A 14,436-nucleotide genomic window follows, 5' to 3' on the forward strand; every position below is an offset into this window, starting at 1 on the left:
CTCCCTTTTTGCATTCGCGGCAGGGCGCTGGGCCCCGGCGCGCCGTTCAGGGCAAGCCGTCCAGCTTCTTGCCCGCCTTGATGCCATGCTGCTCGAACCAGCCCTGGGCCATTTCCAGGGCGTAGCGCACTGGCTTCTTGGCGCAATGCGGGTCTTCGGTCTGCGGCGCCATGTCGTCGATGTTGACGATCGTGCCGTCGTCGGCGATAAAGGCAATCGAGAGCGGCAGGAGCGTATTGCGCATCCAGAAGCACTGCACGTCCGGCTGTTCGAAAACGAACAGCATGCCGTCGTTGCCCGCGAGCTCCTTACGGAACATCAGGCCGTCGCGGCGGGTGGCTTCCGTGTTGGCGACTTCTGCGCGGATAATATGGATGCCGGCCGACAGTTGCGTGGTGGGCAGCGGGGCTTGCGGGCCTGTCTGCGCCTGCGCGGCGGCGGGCAGGGCGACGGCCGCGGCGGCCAATGCCAGGGCTGCGGCTTTCAGCGTTGCGGCTTTAAAGAACGAGAACGCTGTTTTGAACAACGTATGATCAACGGGAAACAAAACGGCATTCTTCAGCATGGCCCGGCGCAGTAATAAGAAAATAACAAGGCGGGGCCCGAAAGCCCCGCCTGGATAATGGCGCAACCTTACCGTTGCGCCTTAAAGGGTAACTCAGGCAGCCGTGATATTCAGCGCCTGCTTGCCTTTAGGCCCCTGGATAATCTCGAAGGCTACTTTCTGGCCTTCTTTCAGGGTTTTAAAACCATTCATCTGGATGGACGAGAAGTGGGCGAACAGATCTTCACCGCCGTCGTCGGGCGTAATGAAGCCAAACCCCTTTGCATCGTTGAACCATTTGACGGTGCCCGTCGATTTGGGATTGTCCCCTTGGACGGCGGTTGCGGTCGAATCTGACATGCGGCCTGCCTCATTGAATCGTATGTTGACAGAAGGGCATTGTGGTCTAGACCCCTGTCCCCCCTCCGGCTTCCTGGCAGATTTTCGATGAATTGAAAACCCCAGAATGCGTGGATAATGCGCCGCTTTTCTTCGTTGCGTCAAGTATGGATACTACGTATTTCTGCGTGTAATTTTCAGTAAGTTGAGTGGTTGCCGTCCCCAGTTTAAATAGAATACCCGCCCTATGAGTTCTACCTTGGATACCCAGCATGATTTGGTCGTCGAGAAGGCATCGGCTCGCACCGCGCCGCCTCCGATGTACCAGGTGTTGTTGCTCAATGACGACTACACGCCAATGGAGTTCGTCGTGAAAGTGCTGCAGAAGTTCTTCAATAAGAATCAGGAAGAGGCGACACGGATCATGTTGCAGGTGCATCACGAAGGACGCGGCGTGTGCGGGGTATATCCGCGCGACCTGGCCGCGACACGCATTGCCCAGGTCGGGCAGTATGCGCGGGCGCGCCAGCACCCGCTTCAGTGCGTGATGGAACCGGTTTGATACCAACAATGAAAGCGCCGCCAGCAATGGCGGCGTTGTGCTGTCCATTGCGTTCAGGGCTCTAGTGTGAACAGCCGCGTACCGAGAAGCGTGCGGCGCATGTTGGGTCGGCAGCTCCGCCGCTAAGGAGTGTTGCATTCGAGTAGGCGGGGAGGTTGGCCGTGAGTGGAAAGATCAGCAAGACCTGGCTGGCGGTTGCCAGTGTTGCGGTGTTGGCGGGCGCCATCGGCATAGGCTGGTGGATGGGCAAGGACCGGCAGGCGGCAAGCCCGGCCCCCGCGCCATCTTCCCAAACCGCGGCCCCCACGGCCCCGCAAGCGACAGGCGGCGCCCCGGCGTTGCCCGCCAGCGCGGTGGTCGGCGCGGCCGATCCCTTTGCCGCGCTGACCTGCCAGCCGCGCCAATACAACGACGCGCTGGCGCTGTCCGTCACGTTCACCCAGCCCGTGGACGCCAAGGCCAACCTGGACAGCTTCCTGCAGGTGACAGACACCGGCGCCACGTCGGGCAAGGTCGACGACGACAGCGAATCCGCCGCGTCGGCGGGCGACCAGCCCGCCTCGGTGAAGCCGGGCGATTCCGCGCCCAAGGGCAAGATCGTCAAGGGCAGCTGGGTCGTGGGCGAAAACCCGCGCATGGTGTATTTCCCCTATGTTTCCCCGCAGCGCAAGTACGCCATCACGGTGCGCGCAGGCCTGCCCGGCGCGGGCGACAAGGTCAAGCTGGCCGAGGGCTCGCATTGCGAAGTGAACACGCAGGCCATGCCGCCGTCCTTCTATTTCGCCAGCCGCGGCGTGGTGCTGCCGGCCGGACAGAATGGCGGTCTGCCCGTGGCCACGGTGAACGTGCCCGAGGTGGACGTGCAATTCCTGCGCGTGGCCCCCGAGCGCGTGCCCGAGCTGTTTGAAACCGTCCTGGGCATCGGCCGCAACACGAGCGCCGCGTCCGACGACGAGGACGGCGGCCGCTACGACGAAGACGACGGCTGGCGCTATTCCGACAACCGCAGCCTGAAGGGCTCGGTCAGCAACTGGGACCTGGACCGCCTGAACTCGCTGACGACCAGCGTCTATCAGGGCCGCTTCGTCACCGACGACAAGCCCAACCGTCGCCATGTCACGTTCCTGCCCGTTGAAGGCGTCAAGGAACTGCAAGAGCCCGGCATCTATATCGCGGTCATGAGCCAGCCCGGCCGCTTCCGCTATGAATATCAGGTGACATACTTCTATGTCAGCGACATCGGCCTGCACGCGCGCCGCTACAGCGACCGCATCGAAGCCTATTCCGTGTCGCTAAAGAGCGGCCAGGCGATATCGGGCGCCGTGTTCGAACTGGTGGACGGCGCCGGCAAATCGCTGGCCAAGGCCGCCGCCGACGCGCAGGGCCATGTCCGCTTCGACGGCAGTTTCGCCAACGCGCGCGTCATCCGCGCCTCGCGCGACAAGGAAATGACGGTGCTGGCGCTGGCCGAGCCGGCTCTGGACCTGTCCGAGTTCGACACGGGCGGGCATGCGTCGCGCCCCAACAACCTGTTCGTCTACGCCGGCCGCAATCTGTACCGCCCCGGCGAGACCTTCACGGTCTCGGTGCTGCCGCGCGACCTGGACGGACGCGTGCTGGCGCCGTCGCCCCTGACCGCCACGCTCAAGCGTCCCGATGGGCGCACCGTGCAGACCACGCTCTGGCAACCCAAAAAGGACCTGCCGGGCTACGTCGAGCGCGCGATCGATCTGCCGCTGGACGCGCAGACCGGTTCGTGGCTGCTCGAGTTGCGCGTCGATCCCGCATCGCGCGCGCCCGACGCGTCCTGGAAGTTCCAGGTCGAGGAATTCCTGCCCGAGCGCATGAAGATGGCGCTCACGTCCGAACAGCAGGTGCTGTCGCCGGACGATGAACTGACCGTGGATGTGCAGGGCGACTATCTCTATGGCGCGCCCGCCGCGGGCAACCGCCTCCTGTCCACGTTCCAGGTCAAGCGCGACCGTTACGCGCTGGCCCAGCAGTGGCCGGGCTTCATCTTTGGCGATGTGGCCGACGACACGCGCCGCAGCTTCGGCGAACTGCCCGAGGCGGCGCTGGACGACAAGGGTTACGCGCAGCTGGAAGTCAACCCGAACACGGCAGGCACGCATTCGCCCATGAAGGTGCGGGTGTCGGCCAGCCTGCTGGAATCCGGCGGCCGCCCGGTAGTGCGTTCCATCGAGCGCAGCGTCTGGCCCGCCGCCAAGCTGATCGCCGTGCGTCCGCAATTCGACAGCGACGTGGCCCGCGAAGGCGCGCCCGCCGGTTTCGAAGTGATCCGCGCGAATGCCGAAGGCAAGATCGAGCCGCTGGCCCAGGCCCAGATGCGCCTGTTCCGCGAAGAGCGCCAGTATTACTGGCGGTTTGACGACCAGCGCGGCTGGAACAGCGGCTACACGGAAACCGAGGAACTGGTGGACTCGCGCGAGATCGCGCTGAATGACCGCGTCCAGCTGACCGTCCCGGTCAAATGGGGCCGCTACCGCCTCGAGATCGCGGACCCGGAAACGGGCCAGACCATGCGCTACCGCTTCTATGCGGGCTGGAACGCGCAGGACGCCGACGCCATGGGCAATCGTCCGGACCGCGTGCAGATGAAGCTGGAAGGCGTGCCGGCCAAGCCGGGCGACAGCGTCAAGCTGACGCTTACGCCGCCGCACGACGGCCAGGCGCTGATCACCGTCGAAGGCGACCGCATGCTGTGGTCCGCCTGGGTGGCCGTGAAGGCGACGGGCACGCAGGTCGAGATCCCCATCGACAAGAGCTGGAAGCGCCACGACCTGTACGTTGCCGCGGCGGTGTTCCGTCCCGGCAGCGAGGGCGACCGCGTGACCCCGGCGCGCGCGCTGGGCCTGGCTTTCCTGCCGATCGCCAGCGCCGACCGCAAGCTGGACGTCAAGCTGACCGCCGCGCCCAAGGTCGTGCCCGAGACCAAGACGACCGTGCGCGTCAAGGTCGACGGCGCCCAGGGCAAGCAGGCCACGGTGACCTTGTCCGCCGTGGACGTGGGCATCCTGAACATCAACCAGTACGCCACGCCCGATCCGCTGGACTACTTCTTCGGCAAGCACCGCTACGCGCCCGAATTGCTGGACATGTACGGCAAGCTGATCGAGAAGATGGACGGCACCAAGGGCAAGCTGAAGTGGGGCGGCGACGCCGCGATGCGCGGCGACAGCAAGAGCCTGCCGAAGAAGGTCAAGCTGGTCGACCTGTTCTCCGGCCCGGTCCTGCTTAACGCGCAGGGCGAGGCGGACATCCCCCTGGACCTGCCCGACTTCAACGGCACGCTGCGCCTGATGGCCGTGGCCTTCACGCCCGACAACTACGGCAGCGCCGACACCGAAATGGTGGTGGCCGCTCCCATCGTGGCCGAGCTGAACACCCCGCGCTTCATCACGCCGGGCGACCAGGCCGCGATCGCGCTGGACGTGACCAACCTGAGCGGCGCCGAGCAGAAGGTGTCGATCAAGCTGGAGGCCCTGGATCCGCTGGCCATCATCGATGGCGTGCGCACCATTACGCTGAAGGACAAGCAACGGACGACGCTGCGCTTTAACGCGACCACCACCGGCTCGTACGGCCTGGGCCTGATGCGCCTGACCGTGGACGGGCAGGGCGGCGGCAAGCCCGTGCACATCGTGCGCGAATCGGTGCTGCAGGTGCAGCCGGCCTACGCGGCCGAGCGCCAGGTGCGGCGCCTGCGCCTGAATCCGGGCGAGTCCCAGGCGCCGCAGGCGTCGTGGGTGGCATCCTACTATCCGGATTCCACGACCGTCAGCATGACCGTCTCGAACCGTCCGCCGTTCAACGTCAACCGCCTGGTCGAAGGCCTGCTCACCTATCCCTATGGATGCACCGAGCAGACCATCAGCGCGGCCATGCCGTGGGTGATGCTCGACGAGGACGCGGCCAAGCAGTTCGGCCTGAAGCCGCGCACCCAGGCGGAACGCGCCGCCAAGGTGGCGGGCGCCATCGGCCGCCTGTCCGGCATGCGCAATTCGGTGGGTTCCTACAACCTGTGGAGCGGCGCATCGTCCCGCGACGTGTGGCTGACGGCCTATGCCGTGGGCTTCATGCAGGATGCGCGCGACAAGGGCTTTGAAGTGCCGGAGGCGTCGCTGGACCGTTCGCGACAGTGGCTGCTGGAGCAGGTGCAGCAGAGCACGGGCGGATTCGGCACATGGTCGGCCAACCTGCGCCGCAACGTCGAAGCGGGCCGCATCGACAGCGGCGACGCCAATGTCTTGCGCGAAGACCATCGGCGCTTTGCCGGCCTGGCCACCGCCGCGCTCGCGCTGGCGCGCGACAAGAAGGCGCCCCTGTCGACCGTGCGCCAGCTCTTTGACAATTACCAGGAGCGCGCGCGTTCGCCGCTGCCGCTGGTCCAGCTGGCCGCCGCGTTCAAGCTGATGGGCGATGAAGGGCGCATGAAGCAGGCGCTCGACCTGGCCATGACGCGCGCCTACGGCATCAATGCCGGCAACCGGAGCAGCGCCTACTACGACGAGTGGATGGGCGACTACGGCAGCAGCGTGCGCGACTACGCGCTGTCCTATGCGCTGCTCAGCCAGTACGAGCTTCGCCACGAGCGCAGTGAGACCTTGCTGACGCAACTGGCGGGCCGCCTGGGCAACCGCGCCTATCTGTCCACGCAAGAGCAGATGGCGCTGTTGCTGGCCGCGCGCGCGGCCGGCGGCGACAAGGGCGCGCCGTGGGAAGCCACGCTCACGGTCAACGGCGCGCGCAAGCCGCTCGCCGGCGGCAAGAGCGACCAGACCGTCTCGCTGACGGCGGCCGAACTGGCGGGCGCGCAACTGCTGAACACCGGCAGCCAGTCCCTGTTCGTCGAATACGACATCCAGGGCAGCCCGACCGCGACGCCCGCGCCGCGCAACGACATCATCCAGCTCAAGCGCGGCTGGTACCGTCCGGACGGCCGTCCCTGGGATGGCGGCACGCTGCAGACCGGCGACATGCTGGTGGTCTGGGTGCAGGCCAGCGCCAACCAGAACATCCCCGACGGGCTGCTGGTGGACCGCGTGCCGGCCGGGTTTGAAGTCGAGAACCTGAACCTGTCGCAAAGCCCCGAGATGCAGGAATGGACGATCGGCGGACGCCGCGTGGCCGAAGCCATGTCCGATTCGAACATCAAGCATCGCGAGTTCCGCGACGACCGCTACGTGGCGGCGGTTTCGCTGGGCCGCGGCAAGGTGGACGTGTTCTATCTGGTGCGCGTCGTGACGCCGGGCCGCTACGCGGTGCCGTCGACGATGGCCGAGGATATGTACCGCCCCGAAATCCGCGGCGTGGGTGAGCAATGGAGCACGGTCGAAATCCGCGATCGCGGCGCCAGGCGTCCTTGAACGCCGACGCCACCCCGGCGGCGGGCGCTGCGCGCGTCCGCCGCTGGCGGCGGCGCGCAATCCTTGCGGCCAGCGCGTTGTCGGCGCTGGCCGTGTTGCTGTTCGCGCTGGACCGCCTCTATCCGCTGCCTCCCATCGATTCGGGCGGAGCGGCGGTCGTCGTGGCCGCCGACGGCACGCCCTTGCGCAACTACCCCAGCCGCGATGGCATCTGGCGCTACCCGGTCAAGCCGGACCAGGTGTCCGAACGCTACCTGGAAACCCTGCTGACGTACGAGGACCGCTGGTTCTACTGGCACCCCGGGGTGAACCCGGTGGCGCTGGCGCGCGCGGGCTGGCAGTGGGCCACCAACCGCCGGATCGTGTCGGGCGGATCCACGCTGACCATGCAGGTCGCGCGGCTGATCGATCCGCAACTGGCCGGCAAGCCCTCGCGCTCGATGTCCGCGAAAGCGCGGCAGGCCTGGCGCGCTGTGCAGCTGGAAATGCATTACAGCAAGGACGAGATCCTGTCGCTCTACCTGACCCATGCCCCGATGGGCGGCATCGTGGAAGGGGTGGAGATGGGCTCGCGGCTGTGGCTGGGCAAGCCGGCCCGCGACCTCAGCCCGGCCGAGGCCGCCATGCTGACCGCCTTGCCGCAGGCGCCCTCGCGCCTGCGCCCCGACCGCCATCCCGAGGCCGCGCAGGCCGCGCGCGACAAGGTGCTGGACCGCATGGCCGAGCTTGGCCGCTGGACGCCGGCCGAGGTGGCCGATGCCAAGATCGAAACCGTGATCGCGCCGCCGCTGCGGGCGCGCTGGCTGGCGCCGCTGGCCGCGCAACGGCTGTTGCAGGAAGCGGGCGGGCGGTCCGCCGCGCGCCGCCCGGGAGAGCGGCCGCCGCTGGTGACCTCCACCCTGGACGCCGATATGCAGGCCGCCGTGGAGCGCATGCTGCTGGACCGGGTCGACAACCTCCCGCCCAAAGTGTCGATGGCGGTGCTGGTGATGGACAACGACACGCTGGAGGTCAAGGCCTACGCGGGGTCGGCGGACTTTTCCGACGATACCCGCTATGCCCACGTGGATATGGTGCGCGGCGTGCGCTCGCCGGGCTCCACGCTCAAGCCGTTCCTGTATGCCCAGGCGCTGGACGAGGGGCTGATCCACTCCGAAAGCCTGCTGATCGACGCGCCCATGTCGTTCGGGGGCTATGCGCCGGGCAATTTCCAGGCGGCGTTCGCCGGGCCGATCAGCGTGGCGCAAGCCCTGCAGCGGTCCCTGAACGTGCCCGCCGTGGACTTGCTGGACCGCGTCGGTCCCGTGAGTTTTGCCTCGGTTATGCTGGCGGGAGGCGTGAAGTTACGTTTGCCTGCCGGCGCGCAACCAAATTTGAGCTTGATTTTGGGCGGGGGCGGCACCACATTGGAAGAACTGGTGGGCGCTTACCGGGCCTTGGCCCGCGGCGGCGTCTCCGGGCGGCCCCGCCTCAGGGCGGAGCAACCGGTGGTCGAGTCCCGTATGATGAGTCCTGGCGCGGCCTGGATCGTTCGCGATATCCTGGAAGGCGGCGGGCACCCGGACCGGCCGTTCTACCAGTCGGGCAGCCCGGCCCGGCAACTGGCCTGGAAAACCGGAACCAGTTTCGGATTCCGGGACGCCTGGGCGGTCGGAGTGACCGACGGATGGACGATCGGCGTTTGGGTCGGACGTCCGGACGGCACGCCGAACCCGGGGTTTTTCGGGGCGAATGTCGCGGCGCCGCTACTGCAGGATATTGTGGCGGCGTTGCCGGAAGGCGCTCAGCAGGTCCGCGTCAGGCCCGAAACGGTGCAGGCGGTCGTGACGTGCTGGCCCTTGGGCTACAGGCTGGGCAGCGTGCCCTCGGGAGAATGTCCCGAGCAGCGCGCGGCATGGACGCTGAATCAAACGGCGCCGCCGTCGTTTGCCGGCTATGCCGACGCCACCAAGGGGCCGTTGCGGCTGGGCGGCGTGGCCAATGGCTCGGTGCTGCGGCCCGTGCCCGGCAGGCAGCAGGTGGCGCTGGATGTGGATGTGCAAGGCGCAGAAGGCGAAGTATGGTGGATGCTCGACGGCCGTGTTGCAAGTCATGGCGCGGCGGGTCATCCGTTTAATTTAGTGCTGGCGCAAGACGGCCGGTATACGCTTACCGTCATGGATACACATGGCCGCCACGATAGCGTGGTTTTTGAAATCGCTGGCGTTACGCCATGATCGGCATAGAATATGAATCGTGTATTTGACCGCTTCGATGCGTTACGGAGGAAGCGTGATTTCCCAAGAGCTTGAAGTCAGCCTGCATATGGCTTTCGTCGAGGCCCGTTCGGCCCGGCACGAATTTATCACCGTCGAGCATTTGCTGTTGTCGCTGCTCGACAACGCTTCTGCCGTCGAGGTGCTGCGCGCATGCGCCGCCAATCTGGATGACCTGCGTCGCAACCTGCGCCAGTTCGTCTCGGAAAACACTCCGGTGATTCCGAGCGGCGCCGAGGTCGACACGCAGCCGACGCTGGGTTTCCAGCGCGTCATCCAGCGCGCGATCATGCATGTTTCCGCGGGGGGCACCGGCAAGAAGCCGGTCACCGGCGCGAACGTGCTGGTGGCCATTTTCGGCGAAAAGGATTCGCACGCCGTGTACTACCTGCAACAGCAGGGCGTGACACGGCTGGATGTCGTCAACTTCCTGTCGCATGGCATTACCAAACAGCCGCAGGTGGAGTCCGCCGCCGTGCAGAAAGAGCAGCAGCCCAATGGCGAAGAACAGGGCGAATCGCGTCAGTCGCCGCTGGACCAGTACGCCACCGACCTGAACGCCGCCGCGCTCGCGGGCCGCATCGATCCCCTGATCGGACGCGAGCACGAAGTCGAACGCGTCATCCAGGTGCTGTGCCGCCGCCGCAAGAACAACCCGCTGCTGGTCGGCGAGGCCGGCGTGGGCAAGACCGCCATCGCCGAAGGCCTGGCCTGGCGCATCACGCGCGGCGAAGTGCCGGAAATCCTGCAGGCCGCCCAGGTCTTTTCGCTGGACATGGGCGCCTTGCTCGCGGGCACCAAGTACCGCGGCGATTTCGAACAGCGTCTGAAGGGTGTGCTCAAGCAGATCCGCGGCAACCCCGACGCCATTCTGTTCATCGATGAAATCCACACGCTGATCGGCGCCGGCTCGGCCTCGGGCGGCACGCTGGATGCGTCCAACCTGCTCAAGCCGGCCCTGTCTTCCGGCCAGCTCAAGTGCATCGGCGCGACCACGTACACCGAATACCGCGGCGTGTTCGAAAAAGACCACGCGCTGTCGCGCCGGTTCCAGAAGATCGACGTGCCCGAGCCCAGCATCGAACAGACCGTGCAGATCCTGCGCGGCCTGAAGAGCCGCTTCGAAGAGCACCACAGCGTGCGCTATTCGGCTGCCGCGCTGTCGGCCGCCGCGGAGCTCTCGGCCCGCTTCATCAACGACCGCCACCTGCCCGACAAGGCCATCGACGTGATCGACGAGGCCGGCGCCGCGCAGCGCCTGCTGCCGCGCTCGCGCCAGAAGAAGGTGATCGGCAAGGTGGACATCGAGAACATCGTGTCCAAGATCGCGCGCATTCCGCCGCAGTCGGTCTCCAACGACGACCGCAGCAAGCTCGCCACCCTGGACCGCGACCTGAAGACCGTGGTGTTCGGCCAGGACGGCGCCATCGATGCGCTGTCCGCCGCCATCAAGATGGCGCGCTCGGGCCTGGGCAAGCCGGAAAAGCCGATCGGCGCCTTCCTGCTTTCCGGCCCCACGGGCGTGGGCAAGACCGAAGTGGCCCGCCAACTGGCGTTCACGCTCGGGGTGGAGCTGCTGCGCTTCGACATGTCGGAATACATGGAACGCCACGCGGTGTCGCGCCTGATCGGCGCGCCTCCGGGATACGTGGGGTTCGACCAGGGCGGCCTCCTGACCGAAGCCATCACCAAGCAGCCGCACTGCGTGCTGCTGCTCGATGAAATCGAAAAGGCGCACCCGGATGTCTTCAACATCCTGCTGCAGGTCATGGACCACGGCACCCTGACCGACAACAACGGCCGCAAGGCCGACTTCCGCAACGTCATCCTCATCATGACGACCAACGCGGGAGCCGAGACCCTGAACCGTCCGTCGATCGGCTTTTCGAATTCGCGGATGGTGGGCGACGAAATGGCGGAAATCCGCCGCATGTTCACGCCCGAGTTCCGCAACCGCCTGGACGCGATCATTCCCTTCGCGTCGCTGGACCGCGACGTCATCCTGCGCGTGGTGGACAAGTTCCTCATGCAGCTGGAAGACCAGCTGCATGAGCGCCGCGTGGAAGCCGTATTCACCACGCGCCTGCGTGAACATCTTGCCAAGGAGGGGTTCGACCCGCTCATGGGTGCGCGTCCCATGCAACGCCTTATCCAGGACACCATCCGGCGCGCGCTGGCCGACGAGCTGCTGTTCGGCAAGCTGGTCGACGGCGGCTCGGTCACGGTCGACCTGGACGATGCGGGCAAGGTTACGCTGGACTTCGACGACAGCGGCAAGCCGCCTTCGTCGGACGCGCCGGACAAGCAGGAAGTCGAACTGGTCGACTAATGACCGCGGACCGCCAGCCGCTGATCGAATGCGAACACTGCGCAAGCATTTATCGCCGACATCAGCTCGAACCTGACGAGACCGCCAATTGCGCCCGCTGCGGAGCCATACTCTGGCGCTACAGCGGGCTTACTTTGTCCAATTGGCTGGCGCTCGCGATCTCCGCCTTGATCATCTTCGGGGTGGCCAACGCTTATCCGGTCGCATCGATGGCCGTACAGGGCATGGTGCAGCAGGCGTCCTTGCCGGACGCCATTTCCATTACCTGGCGCCAGGGCCACTGGGTGGTCGCGGTGATGACCGGCCTGGCCGGCTTTGTGCTGCCGCTGTTGCAGCTGACTGTCCTGCTCTGGGTGCTTGGCCCCTTGTCCCAAGGCCGCGAACCCGTCGCTTTTCGCGGCGCCATGCGGTTGCTGGGCGCGCTTCGGCCCTGGTGCATGATTCCGGTGTTCCTCCTGGGCGTGCTGGTCGCGGTGGTCAAGCTGGCCGGCATGGCGGCGGTGGCGCCGGGCATCGGGCTGGCCGCCTTCGGCGTCCTGACCGTCCTGCTGACCATGCTGGGCCGCCTGTCGCCGCATGTGCTCTGGCGATATGCGGAGACGGTCGGCGTGGCGCCGGTGCATGTGCCCGAGAGCGGGCCAAACGTCATCCTGGCAGGCTGCCATGTTTGCGGGCAGGTTCAAGCCCTGCCGCGCGACGCCGACCCCGAAGAACACCACCACTGCGTGCGCTGCGAGGCGCTGGTGCATGTCCGCAAGCCCGACCACCGGGCCCGCACCTGGGCGCTGCTGCTGGCCGCCGTGGTGTTCTACATACCCGCCAACGTGTTGCCGGTGATGCAGGTCAGCTCCGTGCTGGGCGACAGCGCCCATACGATCCTGGGCGGCGTCGTCGAGCTTTGGGAAATGGGCTCCTGGGACATCGCGCTGATCGTGTTCATCGCCAGCGTGGCGGTGCCGCTGACCAAGCTGCTCGCGCTCATCCTGCTGCTCCTGACGGAGCAGTGGCGCAGCACGACCAACCTGCGGCCGCGCACCCGCCTGTATCAAATGGTGGAGTTCATCGGCCAATGGTCGATGCTGGACGTTTTTGTCGTTATATTGCTGGCGGCGCTGGCTGATTTCCAGGGCTTGATGGAAATCAGCGCAGGCGCGGGCGCCGCCGCGTTTGGCGTCGTCGTCATCCTGACCATGCTGGCGGCCATGAGCTTTGACCTGCGCCGAAGCTGGGACCTGGAAGGCCAGGGTGAAATAGAATCAGCGCCGGTGGAAGCCCGGCGCCAGCCGGCGCCCGCCGCCGGCAAGGAAATGGGCTAGGAAAAGCCGTTGTTCCCCGCTCACAAAAAGGAAGAGTAGATGTCCGAGCAAGTTCCCGGATCTGGTGAAGAGAAGTTCGCGTCTCCCGCGATCTCCCGCAAGCAGAAGCGCCGGATCTCATGGATCTGGCTGGTGCCCGTGGTTGCCGCGCTGATGGGGATTTCGCTGGTCGTGCGGACCTGGATGCAGGCTGGGCCGGACATCTCGATTTCCTTCAACACCGCCGAAGGCCTGGAGGTGGGCAAGACGCAGCTGCGCTACAAGGACGTGAACATCGGCACGGTGAAGTCCATCGGCTTCAATTCCGACCGCAGCAGGGTGGTCGTGCAGGCCGAGCTTGCCAAGGAAGTCTCGGACCTGGCGCGCGAGGGCACCAACTTCTGGGTGGTGCGGCCGCGGCTGGACGTGAGCGGCGTGTCGGGCCTGGGCACCCTGCTGTCGGGCGCCTATATCGGCGTGGACGCGGCGGAAGGCAAGGGCGATTCCAACAGGGCCACCAAGCTGAATTTCGAAGGGCTGGAAATTCCGCCCGCCGTCACCCATGACCGCGCCGGCAAGCGCTTCACGCTCAAGGCTTCCGACCTGGGATCCCTCGACATCGGTTCGCCGGTGTACTTCCGCCGCATCAATGTCGGCCGCGTGATTGGCTATGCCCTGGACAAGAACGGCAGCGCCGTGAATGTCGACGTGTTCGTGGACGCGCCCAACGACAAGTTCGTCACCAACGGCACGCGTTTCTGGAATGCCAGCGGCGTGGACTTCAGCGTCAACGCGGACGGCTTGAAGGTCCGCACGCAGTCGCTGGTCTCGATGGCGGTGGGCGGCGTGGCCTTCGAGCCGGTTCAGACGGCGCGGGACGGCGGCGCGGCGGCTCCGGCCGACGCGACCTTCGACCTGTATCCCACCGAGACCGCCGCCAAGGCCAACCCTGACGGCGAGGCCTTCCCGATCCGCATGCGCTTTGACCAGTCGATCCGCGGCCTGACGGTCGGCGCGCCCATCGACTTCAACGGCATCACGTTGGGCGACGTCACGCAGATCACCCTGGACTTCGATCCGGTCTCCAAGCGCTTCTACTCGCTGGTGGACGCCACGCTGTATCCGGAACGCCTGGGCCGCGTCTACGACGAAGTGCGAGAGCGCGCGATCAAGGATGGCGATGAGGCGGGCGGCCGCCTGCTGGGCGTGATGGTCAAGCACGGCCTGCGCGCGCAACTGCGCACCGCCAACCTGCTCACCGGCCAGCTCTATGTGGTGCTGGACGACTTCCCGAACGCCAAGCCGGTCGAGTTCAAGATGTCGGACCCCGCCATCATCCCGACGGTGCCGGGCAACCTGGACCAGCTGCAGCAGCAGGTCAGCAACATCGTCGCCAAGATCGAGAAGATTCCGTTCGACAAGATCGGCGAAGACCTGCGCACCACGCTGGCCAGCACGTCCAAGCTGATGAACCGCCTGGACAAGCAGGTGGCGCCGGAAGCGCAGAACATGCTCAAGCAGGCCAAGGAATCGATGGCGAACATCAATTCGCTGCTGGCCTCCGATGCGTCCTTGCCGGTCAACACGGAAAGGGCGATGCAGGAGCTGAGCCGCGCGGCGCGTTCGCTGCGCGCGCTGGCCGACTTCCTGCAATCCAACCCCGAAGCCTTGCTGCGCGGCCGGGGCGCCGACCCCATCCCCGGCGCCGGCCCCGTCAGGAACTAG

Annotated in this window: 8 protein-coding genes; 6 read left to right on the top strand and 2 right to left on the bottom strand. The window is 66.2% G+C overall.

Features of this window, described 5'->3' with window-relative positions:
* Positions 1-46: 46 nt before the first annotated feature.
* Positions 47-565, bottom strand: coding sequence for a DUF192 domain-containing protein (locus ACFWP0_RS24115; protein ID WP_377846466.1), 519 nt, complete (start codon positions 563-565; stop codon positions 47-49).
* A 93-nt stretch (positions 566-658) separates the two neighbouring features.
* Positions 659-904, bottom strand: coding sequence for a cold-shock protein (locus tag ACFWP0_RS24120; protein WP_377846381.1), 246 nt, complete (start codon positions 902-904; stop codon positions 659-661).
* Between the two features lie 226 nt (positions 905-1,130).
* On the opposite strand from ACFWP0_RS24120, the gene clpS reads away from it, so the two are divergent.
* From clpS to ACFWP0_RS24150, 6 genes are all read left to right on the top strand, one after another.
* Positions 1,131-1,445: an ATP-dependent Clp protease adapter ClpS gene (clpS, locus tag ACFWP0_RS24125; protein ID WP_377846383.1), complete on the top strand. Its 315-nt coding sequence runs from the start codon at positions 1,131-1,133 to the stop codon at positions 1,443-1,445.
* A gap of 161 nt (positions 1,446-1,606) precedes the next feature.
* Entirely contained in the window at positions 1,607-6,832 is a 5,226-nt protein-coding gene (locus tag ACFWP0_RS24130) for an alpha-2-macroglobulin (protein ID WP_377846385.1), read from the top strand.
* On the top strand, positions 6,829-9,048 hold the full coding sequence (pbpC, locus tag ACFWP0_RS24135; RefSeq protein WP_377846387.1) for a penicillin-binding protein 1C: 2,220 nt from the start codon (positions 6,829-6,831) through the stop codon (positions 9,046-9,048). Before ACFWP0_RS24130 ends, pbpC begins: the two co-directional genes overlap by 4 nt.
* A gap of 55 nt (positions 9,049-9,103) precedes the next feature.
* Positions 9,104-11,416: an ATP-dependent Clp protease ATP-binding subunit ClpA gene (gene clpA, locus ACFWP0_RS24140; RefSeq protein WP_377846389.1), complete on the top strand. Its 2,313-nt coding sequence runs from the start codon at positions 9,104-9,106 to the stop codon at positions 11,414-11,416.
* The gene (locus tag ACFWP0_RS24145) at positions 11,416-12,732 is read left to right on the top strand and encodes a paraquat-inducible protein A (protein WP_377846391.1); all 1,317 of its coding nucleotides are present in this window, start codon (positions 11,416-11,418) and stop codon (positions 12,730-12,732) included. The genes clpA and ACFWP0_RS24145 overlap by 1 nt, the downstream gene beginning before the upstream one ends.
* Before the next feature lie 39 nt (positions 12,733-12,771).
* Positions 12,772-14,436, top strand: coding sequence for an intermembrane transport protein PqiB (locus ACFWP0_RS24150; RefSeq protein ID WP_377846393.1), 1,665 nt, complete (start codon positions 12,772-12,774; stop codon positions 14,434-14,436).

Origin of the sequence: Achromobacter sp. NPDC058515, from assembly GCF_042721735.1 — a bacterium.
GTDB lineage: Bacteria > Pseudomonadota > Gammaproteobacteria > Burkholderiales > Burkholderiaceae_B > Achromobacter.